This window comes from Mucilaginibacter sp. dw_454, from assembly GCF_018449775.1.
GTDB lineage: Bacteria > Bacteroidota > Bacteroidia > Sphingobacteriales > Sphingobacteriaceae > Mucilaginibacter.
In genome coordinates this window covers 338,356-356,438 of sequence record NZ_JAAVVB010000001.1, presented here as the reverse complement: position 1 = coordinate 356,438, position 18,083 = coordinate 338,356, and the positions used below count along the sequence as shown (strand labels likewise).

15 protein-coding genes are annotated in these 18,083 nt (G+C 42.9%); 9 read left to right on the top strand and 6 right to left on the bottom strand.

All coding sequences use genetic code 11. The features are described from left to right. Positions 1-13: 13 nt before the first annotated feature. The 3 genes from HB679_RS01715 to HB679_RS01705 all read left to right on the top strand — a co-directional run bounded on the left by HB679_RS01715 (position 14) and on the right by HB679_RS01705 (position 3,574). A complete protein-coding gene (locus tag HB679_RS01715; RefSeq protein ID WP_214070208.1) occupies positions 14-2,521 on the top strand; it encodes a M56 family metallopeptidase in 2,508 nt (835 codons plus the stop codon). Positions 2,522-2,604: 83 nt separating this feature from the next. Next, a complete protein-coding gene (locus HB679_RS01710) occupies positions 2,605-3,135 on the top strand; it encodes a hypothetical protein (protein ID WP_214070207.1) in 531 nt (176 codons plus the stop codon). Between the two features lie 91 nt (positions 3,136-3,226). Continuing rightward, positions 3,227-3,574, top strand: a complete 348-nt coding sequence (locus tag HB679_RS01705; RefSeq protein ID WP_214070206.1) for a hypothetical protein — start codon at positions 3,227-3,229, stop codon at positions 3,572-3,574. A gap of 105 nt (positions 3,575-3,679) precedes the next feature. On the opposite strand, the gene rsmG is transcribed toward HB679_RS01705, so the two are convergent. From rsmG to HB679_RS01680, 5 genes are all read right to left on the bottom strand, one after another. Beyond that, positions 3,680-4,306: a 16S rRNA (guanine(527)-N(7))-methyltransferase RsmG gene (gene rsmG, locus HB679_RS01700; protein ID WP_214070205.1), complete on the bottom strand. Its 627-nt coding sequence runs from the start codon at positions 4,304-4,306 to the stop codon at positions 3,680-3,682. Then, complete coding sequence (locus tag HB679_RS01695; RefSeq protein ID WP_214070204.1) at positions 4,296-4,901, bottom strand: sigma-70 family RNA polymerase sigma factor; 606 nt, start codon at positions 4,899-4,901, stop codon at positions 4,296-4,298. Before HB679_RS01695 ends, rsmG begins: the two co-directional genes overlap by 11 nt. Next, positions 4,892-6,013, bottom strand: a complete 1,122-nt coding sequence (locus tag HB679_RS01690) for a glycosyltransferase (protein WP_214070203.1) — start codon at positions 6,011-6,013, stop codon at positions 4,892-4,894. Before HB679_RS01690 ends, HB679_RS01695 begins: the two co-directional genes overlap by 10 nt. Positions 6,014-6,191: 178 nt before the next feature. Next, a complete protein-coding gene (locus tag HB679_RS01685; RefSeq protein WP_214070202.1) occupies positions 6,192-8,576 on the bottom strand; it encodes an ABC transporter permease in 2,385 nt (794 codons plus the stop codon). A 47-nt stretch (positions 8,577-8,623) separates the two neighbouring features. Continuing rightward, positions 8,624-11,029, bottom strand: coding sequence for an ABC transporter permease (locus HB679_RS01680; RefSeq protein ID WP_214070201.1), 2,406 nt, complete (start codon positions 11,027-11,029; stop codon positions 8,624-8,626). Between the two features lie 372 nt (positions 11,030-11,401). Here HB679_RS01680 and tgt point away from each other — a divergent pair, with 372 nt between their 5' ends. From tgt to HB679_RS01660, 4 genes are all read left to right on the top strand, one after another. After that, positions 11,402-12,532, top strand: a complete 1,131-nt coding sequence (gene tgt, locus HB679_RS01675; protein ID WP_214070200.1) for a tRNA guanosine(34) transglycosylase Tgt — start codon at positions 11,402-11,404, stop codon at positions 12,530-12,532. Next, entirely contained in the window at positions 12,533-13,633 is a 1,101-nt protein-coding gene (locus HB679_RS01670) for an LptF/LptG family permease (RefSeq protein ID WP_214070199.1), read from the top strand. Further along, complete coding sequence (locus HB679_RS01665) at positions 13,633-14,541, top strand: EamA family transporter (RefSeq protein ID WP_214070198.1); 909 nt, start codon at positions 13,633-13,635, stop codon at positions 14,539-14,541. Before HB679_RS01670 ends, HB679_RS01665 begins: the two co-directional genes overlap by 1 nt. A gap of 852 nt (positions 14,542-15,393) precedes the next feature. Then, a complete protein-coding gene (locus tag HB679_RS01660; RefSeq protein WP_214070197.1) occupies positions 15,394-15,678 on the top strand; it encodes a hypothetical protein in 285 nt (94 codons plus the stop codon). Positions 15,679-15,692: 14 nt separating this feature from the next. Here HB679_RS01660 and ispE read toward each other — a convergent pair whose 3' ends face one another. After that, complete coding sequence (ispE, locus tag HB679_RS01655; protein ID WP_214070196.1) at positions 15,693-16,496, bottom strand: 4-(cytidine 5'-diphospho)-2-C-methyl-D-erythritol kinase; 804 nt, start codon at positions 16,494-16,496, stop codon at positions 15,693-15,695. 124 nt (positions 16,497-16,620) lie between these two features. On the opposite strand from ispE, the gene HB679_RS01650 reads away from it, so the two are divergent. Beyond that, positions 16,621-17,415, top strand: coding sequence for a thymidylate synthase (locus tag HB679_RS01650; RefSeq protein ID WP_214070195.1), 795 nt, complete (start codon positions 16,621-16,623; stop codon positions 17,413-17,415). Between the two features lie 118 nt (positions 17,416-17,533). Beyond that, complete coding sequence (locus tag HB679_RS01645) at positions 17,534-18,016, top strand: dihydrofolate reductase (RefSeq protein ID WP_214070194.1); 483 nt, start codon at positions 17,534-17,536, stop codon at positions 18,014-18,016. The last annotated feature ends 67 nt before the right edge of the window (positions 18,017-18,083 follow it).

The following is an 18,083-nucleotide window of genomic DNA, read 5'->3' as shown; positions in this document are numbered from 1 at the left end:
AAAAGAAGATCTCATGAACTGGTTACACTACCTCGCCGAAGCTAACTTATACCTTGCGGTATTTTACCTGGCCTATCGCGTATTCTTAGCTAAAGAAACTTACAATCAGCTAAACCGCGTTTACCTGCTGTTTGGTTGCGTAGCAGCGTTTGTGCTGCCGATCTTACAATTGGGGATCTTGAAACCTGCCGAGCCGGTTGCTACAGTTAGCTATGCGGTTGCACCGATAGATTTTGAGCAACTGCCGGTAATATCGCAAAGCGTTACGCCATTGGTGATTGAGCATCAGTTAACGTGGCAAGACTATTTAGTTTATGCTTACGCGGCAGGATGCTGTGTATTATTGCTGGTTTTGGCTGTTAAGCTTTTTACGTTGATCAAACTGATTAGCAATGCTAAGCGTGGGCAGCAAGACAACTACAAGTTGATTTATCTGCCTGAAACCGACGTAGCCTTTTCTTTCTTTAATTATCTTTTTATTGGTACCGACGCTAACGGTGCTAATACCATTATCAGGCATGAGCTGGTGCATATCCGTCAAAAACACTCACTGGATATCTTGTTTCTTGAGGTTTTGAAGATCATCAACTGGTTCAATCCTTTTATCTACCTGCTACAAAACAGCCTTAAAACCATTCACGAATATATTGCCGACGAGCAAACCGCCGCCCACGAAACCGACCCAATAACGTATTCAACCTTTTTGGTGAATAACGCCTATGGCGCAGGCGGCTCGTCTATCACCCACTCCTTCTTCAATTACAACCTACTTAAAAAACGTATTATCATGCTTAATCAACAACGCTCAGGTAGCTCAGCCAGGCTGAAATACCTCATTGCCGCTCCGCTTTGTGCAGGCCTGCTTTGTGCATCTACACTGGCCTTTAGTAAAGATTATGGATTTATTGATCTTGACCCGGCGAAAGCCGCGGTAACATCGGCTCGGACTGCAAATTTGTCGTCACCAGACGAAAAATTTCCTCCCCCAATGATAACAACCGGCGGTTACGATGCATTATCGCATTACCTAAACAAGAATATCCATTACAAGCCCTCAAAATCTGACCGGGGTGGCATGGCGTTGATAAATTTTACGATAACTGCCGATCATAAAATAGCAGATGCCAAAGTAAGTAAGAGTGCAGGTAAACCGCTTGACGCTTTAGCATTAAATGCACTAAGTGGATACAAATTGCCTGTTGGCGATCAACCGGGAACCGGGCTGGTACGCATTTATTTTTATACTACCGACTATAGCATATTCAATAATAACGCCGGGTTGTCGCCTAATCATAAACTTGATATATTAATAACCGACAAGCCTCATTTGTATGATGTTACCAGCAAAGGTTATGACTACCAGCTTAGTGAGCAATATAGTAAAGACGGCAACGGTAAATATACCCGTCACATACACTCGGTAACGATCTTTGAAAAAAATGGTGAAGCGAAAACGTTTATTTCGGGAAAAGACAACATGGGAAAGCTGATAACCAAATATGGTTTTAGTTGGCCCGAAGGCACACCGACTGTTAAGTTCCCGCCGCCGGTACCCTCAAAATTAATTGTTGTAGATGGTAAAATACACAGCCCCCAACCCGAAGAAACTATAACGGCCGATTCTGTAACCGACGTGCCGGCCAATACCGATTGGGCCATTAAAAAATGGGGAGTCCAGGCAAAATATGGTGTCCGCATATATAGTGGCCATGGCCAAATCATCAAAAAATCGGCAGCGCAGCGCACCCATTCTGATAAACACGGCGGTCGCGTTAGCACGAGCAAACTGTACGGTGCCACGTTACCCTACGATGCTAACGTTATGTATGTAGTAAATGGCAAAAAGCAAGAACCAAATCCTAATCAAAACAAAGAAAAAACCCTGGTAGATATCAACTGCGATTCGATGACCGTTTACGAAAAAGGGAATGCTTATGCCCGCGCTAAATGGGGAAGCGACGGAAAAAAAGTTGTGGCTTTACATGGAAAGGCTGCTGTTACTTTTATTGATTGGAGTGCCCCTAAGACTGATGAAACACCAAAGTCGCCAGAAGTAACTTCAACGGTAGTGCCCGATTCGGAGTATGCAACATTCGAGCAATTAGGCAAAGACTTTTGCGACCGTATCCATTATAACAAAATTGATCGTGACCGGAGATTGGCAGGCCGCGTAATTGCTGCCTTCTCAACTGATGGCAAAGGCAATTTGGTGTATCTCAAAATAGTGAGAACGCCATCTCGCCCAATGGCTGATGAAGTATTTCGGGTGATAAAGGGCAGCGAGGTGGTGAAAAGATTGCGCAAAGGAAATTGGGTGATACCCATAACGTTTACTTTAGGCATCACCCAGCCAGGTGGTAATATAGCTGATTTAGTACCCGATCCAAAGGTAATAGCCGCGGCAGCCGCAGAACCTGGCAACTTTCTGGTTTATAACCCCAATAACATAGCACAACCAGAGGATGACACCAGGCAATTTAACGAAGTCGTTATCCGCGGTTATATCAGAAATCAAAATTAAAAAAGCTAAACCTCATCACACAAAAAGCCGGGCAAATTTGTCCGGCTTTTTTGTTAGTTTTATTTAAAGATCCTAATCGCCTTATGAAAGTAATTGCCGCCTGTTTTTTGTTGATTTTGTTGATCTGCATTACCGGATGTGTTCAAAAGCAACTCGCCAAACACCGGCAGGAAGATTTTTGCGATTATCTAACCTCTCATATCAAATACCCTGTTAGTGAGCGAGAATGGCAAATATCGGGACTAGCCACTGCTGTTTTTGTAATTGATGCGCACGACAGTTTGAAATTTTTAAAGATTGTTGAGTTCCCTACCAATAATATGGGGCGCGAAATTTTCAATAAAATAAAAACGGCTATCACCGTAAAAAAATTAGGTAAAGGAAATTGGATGCTACCTATACGCTTTTCGATGTTTATTGTCGATCGGGGTAAAACCCAAATCAGTATTTCATCGGGCCAGGAAGCGCAGGCATTTATAATAAGGAATCACGATTGGAAAAATGATTTTATTTATAACCCCCATGATATGCCACTGCCTAAAGACATTAAACACCTAAGCGAAGTAGAGGTAAATGGTTATATAGTGCGGGCGCACGAAGAAACGGTAGATTAACGATTTGTAAAAAAATCTTAGATCGAATTCTAATAAACCAAAAGGTTACTAACTTGTTACCCTTACAGTAAATCATTTTAAACCACTTACCATGCGGACCAACAAAAAAAGATCGATAAAAAAATCGACAGCAAAAATGTTGCTGGCCGGTGTATTAAGTTTTGGTGCTATGGGTATTGCGCCAAAAGCATTTGCACAAATGCCGCCCCCACCACAGGCTCCGCCGCCACCGGGCGAAGTGTTGGAGAAGCTAAATCCGTTTAAAAAGAAGAAAAAGGAAACAGCTGCCGATAAAAAGAAGAATAAAGCCAAGAAAGATTCAACCATATCGGCTGATGACCCGACGGCCCCGCCGCCACCGCCAAATCCTATCGATCTGATCAAAAAGAAAAAAACGCCTCCACCGCCACCACCCGCCGGCGGTAATGAAGGAATATAAAACGTAGAGACGCAATATATTGCGTCTTTTTTATATTGCCATTTAATGTTTTCGGAACCTAAACGCGCGCCGGAGACGCAAGATATTGCGTCTCTACAGTGTATGTTATCCTTTAATATAAATTACCTGCTTGGTCTCAAAAAACTCGCCGGGATAATAATCCTTCAGGTGGTATTGAATTACCTTCAAACCAGATTCTTTAATCTCGTCAGTAAGGTCGCCGCCTTTTAGGTACAGGATGCCGTTAGGCAGCTTATTTTTTGAAGTCTTGCTAAATTTCTCTTTGATCCATGGGTAAAATTCGCCCAGGCGGGTTACCGCGCGCGATACAATAAAATCAAATTTCTCATCAATCTGCTCGGCGCGTGAGTGAGTTGCTCGTACGTTTTCAAGCCCTAATGCGCTTGCTACTTCCTGCACTACTTTTATCTTTTTGCCGATAGAATCAACCAGATAAAAACTAGTCTCAGGAAACAAAATAGCCAGCGGAATTCCCGGAAAACCGCCGCCCGTCCCTACATCCAGCACACTTTCGCCGGGTAAAAAAGGCATTACTTTGGCTATACCCAACGAATGCAGCACATGGCGCTCAAAAAGCTGATCGATATCCTTACGTGATATTACATTGATCTGGTTGTTCCAAAACTCATACAGGGCCGGCAATTGTTCAAACTGTTGCTTCTGCTTTTCAGTAAGATTGGGGAAATAGGTAAAAAGGTCTTCAGATGTCATCCCTGTCTAAACGGTTTATGATATTGCCAAGCAAGTACCTGGCTCTGAATAATTGTGCTTTAACTGTACCCAAAGGCAGGTCAAGCTGCTGGGCAATTTCTTCGTACGATAGTTCATCAAAATAACGCAGCGTAATCAGGTTGCGGTAACGTGGCGGTAAGCTTTGTATCAGCAGCTTTAACTCTTCGGTCTGCTGTTTTTTGATGGATGTTTCTTCTGGGTTCAGCGTGTCTGATTTGATCTGTAATGGTACTTCTTCGCCCTCATCATCAACCATGCCATGTATAGAGGTGGTATGCAGCTTTTTCTTGCGGATAAAATCGATACAATTATTGGTGGCTACCCTAAATAGCCAGGTACTAAAGGCAAATTCGGGCTGGTATTTATCTAGTTTTTCGAAGGCTTTGGCAAAGGTTTCAACGGTAAGGTCCATAGCATCCTCTTTGTTGTTCACCATCTTTAGCACCATGAAATAAATAGAGTCTTTATAGCGCTGCATCAGGTCGGCATATGCCTTTTGGCTACCCTCCCGTGCTTTGACTACCAGGTGGAAATCATTCTTTGCATTCTCGGTAAAATTGGAATTTATTTCCATTGGGTAGTTTTTACAAAGGTGCCGATTAGTCCAAAAACATTGATATAAATGTAATAAACAAAATCAAGAAAAGGCAGATACCAGATCTGCGACATCGCATTTAATTTCTTAAATGTTTTACGGTAAATCAATATTTGTACTAACCATCTAAATACAAACAAACCTAGTGCCAGTAATGGTTCGAAGTAATATACTAAGCAGCATATAAACAGCGCGTAAAATAAAAGTCCGGTCAGGGCATCTAAACTCAACATGCGGCGGTGGCTGCCCTTATATAGCTTACCTACGCCTGAGTGCCTTTTTTTCTGCCGATATAGTGCGCCGAAACTGGTTTTGGCCTCGGTATACATAAAACTATCCGGATGGATCTCTATAGATGTATTGCTTGGGGTAGCATTTTGGTTCACAAACAAGTCATCGTCGCCAGATAGCACATGCATATGCGCCGCAAAACCTTTATTAGCAAAAAACAAGGTTTTAGTATAAGCCAGGTTACGGCCTATCCCCATATAAGCATCGCCATTAAGCGCCGCAGAAAGGTAATTAATAGCAGTTTTTAAAGTCTCAAACCTAACAATGCCGTTTAATAAACCACCGGTTTTATAATAAGGCGAGTAACCTAATACTATTTGTGTATTTCCGGTAAAACGGCTGGCCATGTGAGCTATCCAATTGTTTGACGCAGGCTTGCAATCGGCATCGGTAAACAGCAGGTGTTCATTTTTTGCCGCTTTTATACCTAAAGTAAGCGCGAATTTTTTGCCGGTTTTAAAGCGGACATGCTCGGTTATGGTAACTACTTTAAGCCGCGAATGATTGGCTTTTAAGGCATCCAACACATCGTCAGAATCGTCGTAAGAGCAATCGTTAACTACGATAACCTCAAAGTCAGGATAGTCTTGTTGCAGGATATAGGGTAGATTTTCTGTCAGATTTTTCGACTCGTTACGTGCGCTGATAACAACGGAGATGGGTATTTTAGCTTCAGGCAATTCATCAGAAACCTTGTACGCCGAAAGCGATTTATAATTGCTGATGAGATAGTACAACTGGACTATGAACACCAGCAGGAAGAGCACAAATAACGCAAGCCTAATATATGTTTCCAACACGTCTTAAATATCGCGCAAAGTTGCTAAAAAAATGGCACATTTTTTTAGTCATTGTGTCATTGTGCGCTTTGCGCGTCATTGGTCATTTGCTGTGCGTCATTAGGTCATTAAATAGCTTCCGAACAACCAATGACCAATGACGCGCAGCAAATGACAGCGTAGCGAAATAACCAATGTCCTACTCCGCTCTCAAATTTTTAACCGGGTTTGTCAGCGCGGCTTTTACAGATTGATAACTCACCGTTAATAAGGCAATGGTTACAGACAGCCCGCCGGCCAATGCAAATACCCACCAGTTTATGCTTACGCGATAGCTGTAATCCAGCAGCCACTTATTCATGCCCCAGTATGCAATCGGTGCCGCTATCGCGAATGAAATCACGACAAGTATCACCAGGTCCTTTGATAACAAAGTGGTTATACCGGCTACCGAGGCACCCAGTACTTTACGCACCCCAATTTCTTTAACCCGGTTTTCGGCCATGTAGGCGGCCAGGCCAAACAGCCCCAGGCACGATATAAATATAGTTAGCCCTGCAAACAAGGCTACCAATTCGCCTAAGCGTTGTTCGTTATCAAATTTGCGGGCATATTCCTCGTCAATAAAATTAATGTCGGGCGTATACTCCGGATTGTACTTTTTGAAAATAGCCTGCGCCTTTTTCAAGTTATAGGCAGTCGGGTTTTTTCCGTTTAATTTAAACTGCACGGTATGAAAAGTCATAAATCCGCCGTTTTTGGCGCCGCATATTAATATGGGCCGGGTTGGCTCGTAAGGGCTGGTCAAAATAAAATCTTTCACCACACCTACAATATGCCAGTCTATCCCCAGGTCACTCACTTTTTTTCCTATCGGATCTTTAAACTTCATGATCCTCAACGACGATTCATTAATAATCATGCCTGTCGAGTCTGTCGGATATTGTTTCAGATCAAAATCACGGCCTTGTACAAACTTTAATCCGGCGGTTTTACCCAGCCCATCGTCTGCCAGGAAACGGTCGAATGAAACATTTAGATTAGGGTCCTTCCCTTCCCAGTTCTGCCCCCATCCATCGCTCCAACGTTCAGTAAGCGGCGAGTTTGTTTTGGTTACCGATGTGGCTATGCCCTGTGACAATAGCTCATTTTTTATTAACATGTAATTTTTACCGATATCGCCGTTCATGTGCTTATACACCAGGTGGTCGCGGTTGTAGCCTGTCTCGCGGGCCTGGGCATAATCAATCTGTTGTTTAATGACAATGGTACAGATAATGAGCACTATAGCAAATGTAAACTGTAATACCACCAGTACCTTCCTGGGGTTAACCAAAGAATTAGCCCGTTTAAACGTACCTTTTAAAACCTTAACCGGCTTAAAAGACGACAGAAAGAAGGCAGGGTAACTACCCGCCAGCACACCGGTAAACAGAATAAACCCAACAGAGGCCAGCCAGGTATTGATACTTGTGAAACTGATAAAAAGGTGCTTCTGTGTAAACGTATTGAACGCTGGCAGGCACAACAGCACAATTACTAAGGCAATGACACCCGACAGCAAAGCCAGTATAACAGACTCGGTAATAAATTGTGCAACAAGCGACATTTTGCGTGCGCCGGCCACCTTGCGGATACCTACTTCTTTGGCACGTTTTTCACTTCGGGCCGTACTCAGGTTCATGAAATTGATACAGGCAATCAGCAATATAAATAGCGCTATTACGCCAAACATTTGCACGGTTTTGCTGCGGCCGTTGTTGTCTTCAACCCCGTTGGTAAAACTTGAATATAAGCGCCAGCGTTCCATCGGATACAGAAAATACTCCCACTTAAACTTGCGGGCTTCATCGCTGTAATGCTGTTTTAATGGTTTTATTTGTGCCGATGCCGATGCAAAACTTGCATTCTTCTTCAGCATAACAATCGTAACTGTGCTGTTATCGCCCCAGCCCAGGTCCTGTGCTTTATCTACCTTAAAATAATCCCACGGAATCAGATAACTAAAGTTAAAACGGGTATTCTGCGGCATATCCTTCATTACCCCGGTTACCAATAAATCATCTTTATTTTTTTCATTCCTCACGGTTTTGCCCATAGGGTTTTTATCGCCAAATAAAGCCTGCGCCATCGTTTGTGTAAGCACGATAGAATGCGGATCATTTAATGCTGTTTTGGGGTCGCCCATCAGCATCGGGCAGGTAAATACCTGCAGAAAACCGGTGTCGACCAAGCCTCCAGACATCGTTATTTTTTTATCGCCAACGGCAAACCTCACCTCATTAATATCACTAACGCGCACCGCATGCTCAACCTGGGGCACATCTTTTTCAATAATGCGGGCCGCCGGTGCTGATATTCCGTTAGACACGCCTATGTCGCTATGATCTGTAGCACGGTTCCAAACCTCATAAATACGATCTTTATTTTCCTGGAAATTGTCATAGCTCACCTCGTTCTGTATCCACAATAAAATCAATACAGCCGCGGCCATACCAATGGCCAGCCCGGTAATATTTAAAAACGAAAAGCCTTTGTTACGCAACAGGTTACGATAGGCTATTTTGATAAAATTTTTGATCATGATATGTTGATGAAGGTAGTAATCCTTTATTAAGACTTTTTTTAATACTATTGACTCTTTAAGCTTTTAACCGGATTGATCATGGCAGTTTTAAATGCCTTATAGCCTACCGTGAGCCAGGCCATCATAATAGTTATTGCCATCACCAGTAAAAATATAGCAGGTTTAAGCTCAATTCTGAATGTATAAGATTGCAGCCATTTATCGGCAAGATACCAGCCAACAGGTGCTGAAATGGCAAAAGCAACGATAATAAGCAAAGTAAACTCTTTAGAAAACAGGTAAACTATATGGCCTACCGAGGCGCCCAACGTTTTGCGGATCCCTACTTCGCGCGTACGCTGTACCGCCATGAATGACACCAGGCCAAACAACCCCAGGCAAGAAATAAAGATAGCTATACCGGCAAATACCTGGTATAATAAGGATAAGCGAATATCGGCCTGGTAAAAATGCGCAACCTGGTCATCAATAAAATGATATTCATAGAGGGCGTCCGGGAAAGTTGCTTTCCATTTACTTTCAACCACAGCAAGCGTTTGTTGTATGTTGGCCTGATCTATTTTCATATTGAGTACGCCATAGGCATTTTTATGCGATGCCATTAGCACCGGCGGTACCGCATCTTTAAATGATGCCACATTATAATCTTTCACCACCCCAACTATAGGCGCTTCAAGGTGTTTATTGTTCCATAAACTAATGTATTTGCCTATGGCCTGCTGCGGATTGGTGATGCCTAATTTTCTGATTAAAGTCTCGTTAACCACATAGCCCTGAACGGTATCGCTGGCAGCATAAGGTTTCCCTGCCAGGAAATGCAGCTGATACAATTTAAAGAAATCGGCATCGGCCCATTTAAGGCTCACGGCAAAATCAGTTTCTTTATGAACATGATTAAATTGAATACCGGTGAACCAGGCATTATCGTCAACCGGGCTGTAGCCGCTAAAACTTACGTTCTTAACCCCCGGTTGTTGCCGTAGTTCAGTCTGTAAGAAACTGTATTTACTTTGGCTCAGGCTGTCCTGGGGAATATTAATGACCACAACAGCATTTTTGTTAAAGCCCAATGGCTTATTCTTGAAATAGTTAAGCTGCGAGATCATAACCAGGGTACAGATAATTAATACCTGGGCTATGCAAAACTGTAAAACCACTAATGTTCTGCGCAAAGAAAGCCCGCCCGAACCGGCCGCGCTAATCTTATTTTTCAGCGCGGTAACCGGGTTAAAACCGGATAGCACCAGGGCTGGGTAAAAGCCTGATAACAACGTAACCGTAACCCAGAGCAGGCCAAGAAAAATAAGTACAGCCGGGTTAAATAAAACCTGCTCGTTTAGCTTAATGTCCAACAATTGGTCTAGAAAAGGCAAGGTTGCCCAACTAACCACAACTGCCAATACCATAGCGACAAACGTAACAATGGCGGTTTCGCTAATAAACTGCAGCGCTAATTGTTTACGGCCGCTCCCCAGCACCTTACGGATTCCAACTTCTTTTGAGCGATTAATAGCTTGTGCGGTTGATAGATTAATAAAGTTAACGCAGGCAATAATCACCAAAAACAACCCGATGAGGCTGATGGCGTTGATTAGCTGTTTGCTGAAAGGATGCGCGGTGAAAATATCCATGCGGGCATCGTAATGCATTTCGGTTAGGGGCTGCAATTGAATGCGCAAGCCTTTTTTATAATCGTAAGGGTTATGACGCTGAATAAAAGCATTGAGTTGTTGCTCATAATTGCCGGCGCCTGCACCTGTGGGCAACGTCAAAAAACAATAATTCTCGCCAAAAGTCGCACCCCAATTTTGCATACTATCGTAGTTTTCGCCTCCCTTTGAGCGCATGGTAGCATAGGACACCACAATTTTTAGCGGGAAATCTGTATTAGCCGGCATATCCTCTAAAATGCCGGTTACTTTCAGGTCTGTTTTACCTTTATAACTAATGGTTTTACCTGTCGCATGGCGCCAATCGCCAAAAAATTTATCGGCCTCGCTGCGGGTAAGTGCTACGGTATTTGGTTCTGTCAGGGCCGTCTTTTTATCGCCGGCCAACCAGTTAAAGTCGAACATATCAAAAAACTGCGGCTCGGCATAGTAGGCTTCGTCCTCTTTGAATTTTTTGTTGTTTACACTGAAGAAATTACCCTCATTACGCAAAATAGTGGCTACCTGCGGCAAGGTCGGAAAGTCTACACGCAAAGCACCCGGTATAGGGAATGACACCCCGGTGCCGTAGCTAACCACCGGTTTGGTCGACACTTCTATTACTCTATAAATACGATCCTTCTTTTGATGAAACGTATCAAAACTGGTTTCATAACGTACAACTAAAAAAATAAGCAGGCATGCCGCTATACCAACCGTAAGCCCGGCAATATTGATTGCTGTATAAAGCTGGTGCCGGCGGATACTTCGCCAGGCTGTTTTGATATAGTTTTTGATCATAACAAACAGATAAAATATTGATACATACGCTATTGATTGATAAACCAAGCCAACTGAATGCCTAATATCTAAATAATTGATTTAAAGATAATTATATTGATATAAAATTAAATAGCTGTTCGGTTTTGATACAAAAAAGTGTTCGGTTTTGATGGCGACCGATTCATAGATTATTGGCAACTAAGGCGCGGTTGTCATGCTGAGGCCCTCGAAGCATGAGGGCAAAGGCCACCGCTCACCCTTCGAGGGCCTCAGGGTGACAGCCATTTTTAACAAAGCATACCTTATACAACTCGCTAATCTCTAACCCTCCAGATAGCTATCGGGACACTAATCTCTAATCTCCAAAAATCATTACCTTTGCCGCCACGAATGAAATTTAAGTTACACTCACAAGATCCGTTATCGAAGGCCCGCGCGGGCGAGATCACTACCGATCACGGCACTATACAGACCCCTATTTTTATGCCTGTGGGCACGGCTGGTACCGTAAAGGCGGTTCATCAGCACGAATTAAAGAATGATATCCAGGCGCAAATTATCCTGGGTAATACCTACCATTTATACTTACGCCCGGGCCTGGATGTGATAGAAGGCGCCGGCGGACTGCATAAATTTAACGGCTGGGATGGCCCTATTTTAACCGACAGCGGCGGCTACCAGGTATATAGTTTAAGCGAAGTACGTAAGATCAAAGAGGAAGGCGTAACCTTTCGCTCGCATATTGACGGTTCAAAACATTTGTTTACGCCCGAGAATGTGATGGATATTCAGCGTACTATTGGTGCCGATATTATTATGGCTTTCGATGAATGCACTCCCTATCCCTGTGATTATATCTACGCCAAAAAGTCGATAGAAATGACGCACCGCTGGTTGAAGCGCTGCTGCGATCGCTTCGATAGCACCGAGCCAAAATACGGCTATAGCCAAACGCTTTTCCCTATTGTACAAGGTTCTGTTTATAAAGACCTGCGCGTAAGATCGGCAGAAGTTATCGCGTCTTTCGAGCGCGAAGGCAACGCCATAGGCGGACTTTCTGTAGGCGAACCTGCCGAAGAAATGTACGCCATGACAGAAATTGTGTGCGATATATTACCGGAGCAAAAACCGCGTTATTTAATGGGCGTGGGTACGCCAATAAATCTGTTAGAAAATATAGCTTTGGGTATAGATATGTTTGATTGCGTAATGCCAACCCGCAATGCCCGTAATGGTATGCTTTTTACAAAAAATGGCGTTATCAATATCAAAAACGAGAAGTGGAAGAGCGATTATTCGGCCATTGAGGCAGATAGCGATTTAGGTGCGGATACGTTTTATACTAAAGCCTATTTAAGGCATTTAATACATAGCGGCGAGATGCTGGGCGCGCAAATTGCAACCCTGCATAACCTGCATTTTTACCTGTGGCTGGTTAAAGAAGCGCGTAAAAAAATTATCAGCGGCGAGTTTTACAGCTGGAAAAAAACTATGGTTGACCGTTTGGGACAAAGACTATAAATGAAAAAATTTTTAGACCGATATATAACTATAATCGACTGGTATATTATCAATAAATTCCTGGGCACTTTTGTGTTTACTATGGGGATAGTGATAGGCATATCGGTGGTTTTTGACGTGTCAGAACACCTGGATAACTTCCTGACGCATCATGACACATTCTATGATATCGCGTTTAAATATTATGCCGGTTTTATTCCCTATTATACCAGTCTGCTGGCGCCTTTGATCACGTTTTTGGCTGTTATTTTCTTTACTGCCAAGATGGCTAATCAAACCGAGATCATCCCCATTTTAAGCGGAAAGGCCAGCTTTACGCGTTTTTTGCGCCCTTATATTATAGGGTCTACCCTGATATTTGTGGTATGGTTCTTTAGTTCATTATACTTGATACCGTACACCAATCACCTTAAGGTAGAGTTCGAAAATGCTAACGAATTTAATGGCCGCGAACAGAAGAGTCAGGTACATTTAAAGCTGGATAATCACACTTATGTGTATGTAGATTCATATGAGAACGGCTCGCACATAGGCTACCAATTTGTATTGGAGAAGTTTGATGGCGACCAACTGCGACAGCGTATCACAGCCAACACTATTATGTATGATTCATTAAAAAAGAAATGGACTTTACATGATTATTCAGTGCGATATATAAATGGTTTACGCGAAAGACTGGTACTAAACCAAGCCCAGAAAGACACTACGCTCGAGCTTTATCCGGCAGATTTTGAGGCACACGACAACATATATTCTGCCATGTCATTGCATGAATTAAACATTGATATTGTCAAAGAAAAAATTCGCGGAGCGGGCAATTTAAGAGATATGCAGTATGAAAAATGGCGACGTTTTCTGTACCCTTTTGCGGCCTTTGTGCTCACTCTAATCGGGGTTTCCATATCGTCAAGAAAGGTACGCGGGGGCATTGGTTTACCCCTGGGGATTGGCCTTTTTCTGTGTTTTGCCTACATTGTGGTCGACAAATTTGCGCTGGTATTTGCTATAAAAAGTGGGTTGCCGCCTATGCTGGCAGCGGCCTTACCTAACATTTTATTTGGTATATTAGGTACTTACTTACTGTATAAAGCGCCCAAATAATGGCCGATAATAACGCCACGAGATTTGCACAGATCAACAAAAACTTATTAATACTCCATTTTACGGTATTTATATGGGGTTTTACCAGCATTTTAGGCGCTTTAATTAGCATTTCTGCTGTACAATTAGTGTGGTATAGGGTTTTAATAGCGCTTTTATCGCTGTTTTTGTACTTCAAATTCAACAAAACCGGGCTCAAAATCAGCCGCGAAACCTTCTTGAAATTGTTCTTTACCGGGGCATTAGTAGGCGGCCACTGGATACTTTTCTTCGCCTCTATCAAGCTTTCTACCGTACCGGTGACCTTGGTTTGCCTATCATCAATGACGCTTTTTACGGCCATTCTGGAACCAATTTTTAATAAAACGCGCATATCAAAACTTGAAATCATTGCCGGATTATTGATTATTACCGGCATATATTTAATCTTCAAATTCGAAACTCAATACACTAAGGGTATCATTACCGGCTTACTTAGCGCCTTGTTTGCTTCTACTTTTTCTATCATCAACTCTAAACAAGTAAAGAAAATAGAGCCGGCAATCATCTCATTTTTCGAACTTTTGGGTGCCCTATTCTGGGCCAGTTTGTACCTTATTTTTACAGGGGGATTCAATGAGAAGATGTTATTAAAGCCATCAGATATTTGCTGTTTATTACTACTAGGAACCGTCTGTACCTCCCTGGCCTACGTCGCCGGAGTATCTGTAATGCGCGAACTTTCGGCCTTCCGGGTAGCGCTTATTACCAACCTGGAACCGGTATATGGCATCCTCATGTCGTTTGTTTTCTTTGGCGATATGAACAAAATGACAGGCGGATTCTGGGTAGGCGCGGCGATAATATTGTCTACTATCTTCCTGTTTCCCGTTGCCCGTACACGTCTGCAAAGACGTAAAAATGGATAAGATTTCCCGTTTCCAGCTACTTCATTTCTCTTAGTTTTTTATTTGTCCGTGAGCTACCACTAAGAGTAGGGGACAATTCAACATCGCCCTTAACGCATTTTAAGCCCTTCTGAGACACCTGGTGTTTTGACCATGTCTGTATACATTTCAAAAATTATCGTTGTTTTTAGCGCAAATTAGAGCAGATGATTTGTGTATTGAAACCATCGGTTCATCAAAGCTCAACAATCGTTGTTTTTACAGGTAAATTTCAGCCAAATTTAAAGAATTAAAAGTAAAATACAGATTTATATAATTAAATTATATTATTTAAAATCAGATATTTATATAAATTATATAAACTTTAAATTTATTAAAAATGACTTTTAAAACAAGTGTAAATACTAAATAAATTAGCATATATCAAAATATAGGCTTAAAGCTTACATTAATAGTCTATTATTCAGTATATCTATATAGATTATTTAAACAATAAAATTAGTTTTTGATTTTGACGGGAAAATCAGCATACTTAGTGTACTGAAATGCCATTTTTTGAAAATTGACAAAAATCAGTGGATGTTGACCGAAATAAAAAATTCAGGGAAAAAGAGGATTAAAACAAGAAATCAGAACAAATAATTTTTGCGGGTGGATCAATGTCGGTATGTTTCAAAATCGGGCAGACCAAAACCAAAAAAGCCGGCGATTTCCTGATCTTTCAAAACCAGCTCAACCCTCCATGTTTTGACTTTTCAATTTTGACTTTCTAATTCGCGGCGAAGCCGCAAGCCCTTCCCTATTTTTGAAATGGATTTTAATTAGCGACAGAAAAATCTGATATTGGTAAAAAGTCTCATCAACCAAAAAGCTATGCGCATATCAACCATACTAATTATCATCGTCACCATTTTGCTGACGATAGTGCTGATGCAAAATACAGAGCCGGTGCGGTTCACTATTTTGTTCGGCTCGTTCTATGTTTCAAAACTGGCAGCCCTGCTAACCTTTGGCGTGGTGGCTTTTATTTTAGGCATCATGGTTGGCCGCCCCAAAAAGGCGCGCAGCATTGGGGGAGGTCGCCCTTATGAGGGCGACGACGATGACGACACCGATACACTAAGCGATGAAGATCGCGAGTATATCAGCCATCCATAAAAACAGTAACTAAGCTAAATGTTGTAGAAAACCTGGTTGTCGTGCTCAAGCGCGCCCAGGTCGGGTGTTTCGCGGAAGATGCCAAACACCGATGCGCCGCTGCCGCTCATGCTGGCATAGACAGCGCCGGCTTCGTAAAGAGCGGCCTTCACTCCTCTTATCTCGACATGGTTGCGAAAGATGTTCTCCTCAAAATCATTTTTGATCAATTTCCGCCACTCCTCAATCGGCTCGTATATCAAGTCGAACAACGACTGCTTTACAGGGGCCGGTTTAACGCCGCCGTAGGCTTCCGATGTAGAGACATGAATGTCCGGCATCACCAAAACAATAACGTAGCCTGAGAGGTCTAATTTTACCGTTTCGAACTCGTCCCCCAGTTCAAAAGCAAACACCGGCTTGTTCTCGATAAAAAACGCGCAGTCGGCACCCAGCTTGCGGGCGTAGTTTTGTTGTTGAGCAACGGCAAGACCCAGCCTAAATTTATCATTCATCAGCCTGATAAAAAAAGCAGCGTCAGCCGAGCCTCCGCCCAGCCCTGCACCTATCGGAATGTTTTTATGCAGGTGGATCTTCACCGGCGGCAAATCAAAATCTTTTTTGAGCAGATGATAGCCCTTAACGCAAAGGTTGTCTTCGGTCCTTCCCGGGATATCCAGGCCCGACGATTCGAAGCTCAGTTCGCCCGCCTCAATCACCTCTAGTGCGTCCTTAATTTTGATAGGATAAAAAATGGTTTCCAGATTATGGTAGCCGTCGGTGCGGCGCTCAATAATGTTCAGGCCAATGTTTATCTTTGCGTTTGGAAAAGTGATCATATAAAATCATTAACAACGGCTGTTTTTATAAACATCCGTAGGAAGCCAAAAATAGATTTTTTTTATTTGTACCCGCGAACCAACATTCGCTTATTCCATCATTCACTCAATCACTCATTGAAACATGAAGCAGTATCTTGACCTAATGCGCCACGTAATGGACACCGGCACCCAAAAGCATGACCGTACCGGCACCGGCACTGTCAGTGTATTTGGTTACCAGATGCGTTTTAACCTGCAGGAAGGTTTCCCGCTGGTGACAACGAAGAAGCTGCACCTTAAATCTATCATTCATGAGTTGATCTGGTTTTTGCAGGGTGATACCAATATCAGCTACCTGAAAGAAAATGGTGTGCGGATCTGGGATGAGTGGGCCGATGCCGATGGAAACCTTGGCCCGGTGTACGGTTACCAATGGAGATCATGGCCAACACCTGATGGCAACCACATTGACCAGATCTCACAGATCATTAATCAAATTAAAACTAATCCCGACTCGCGCCGCATCATTGTATCGGCCTGGAACGTGGCCGATGTTAACCAGATGGCATTACCGCCTTGCCATATGCTATTTCAGTTTTATGTGGCCGATGGTAAACTGTCTTGCCAATTGTATCAGCGCAGCGCCGATATATTTTTAGGGGTGCCTTTCAACATTGCATCGTATGCTTTGTTGACCATGATGGTAGCCCAGGTGTGTGACCTTGAGCTTGGCGATTTTGTGCACACTTTCGGCGATGCGCACATTTACAACAACCACTTCGACCAGGTAAAACTTCAACTGACCCGCGAGCCACGCCCGCTGCCAACCATGAAGCTAAATCCGGAAGTGAAAGATATCTTCGATTTTAAATTTGAAGATTTTACTTTAGAAAATTATGATCCCTGGCCTCATATTAAGGGGGCGGTAGCGGTTTAATCTCAAATTGTCATTGCGAGGAGGAACAACGAAGCAATCGCACGCGTTTAAACTTTTCTCCTTGCGATTGCCACGCTACGCTCGCAATGACATCCTAAAAAACTAAATGACCCACCAGATGACCGTATCCATCGTAGTAGCTATTTCAGAAAACCACGCCATTGGCAAAGACAACCAGTTGCTTTGGCATTTGCCTAAAGATTTAAAACATTTTAAGGAGATCACATCAGGCGGTACCGTGATCATGGGCCGCAAAACCTATGATTCTGTGGGCAGGCCTTTGCCAAACAGGCGCAATATTATTGTAACACGTCAGCAAATTGAAATTGAGGGCTGCGAGGTGGTCAATTCGCTGCAAGCCGCGTTGGATTTATGCCAGGGCACCGAAGAAGTGTTTATTGTTGGCGGTGCCGAGATTTATAAACAGGCTATGCTGCTTACTGATAGGATTTATTTAACCATAGTTCACGCAAACATTGAGGGCGACACCTATTTTCCTGAAATCAACGCAGATATCTGGAAAGAAACCGAACGGGCCGATCATGAAGCGGACGAAAAAAACGCGCTTCCCTTCTCATTCATCACGCTTGAGCGGGCATAACAACAAGTGCTTAAATTTTGTTTCAATTTAAAATTTCATGGTTGCAAAATTTTATTAGATTTGCCGT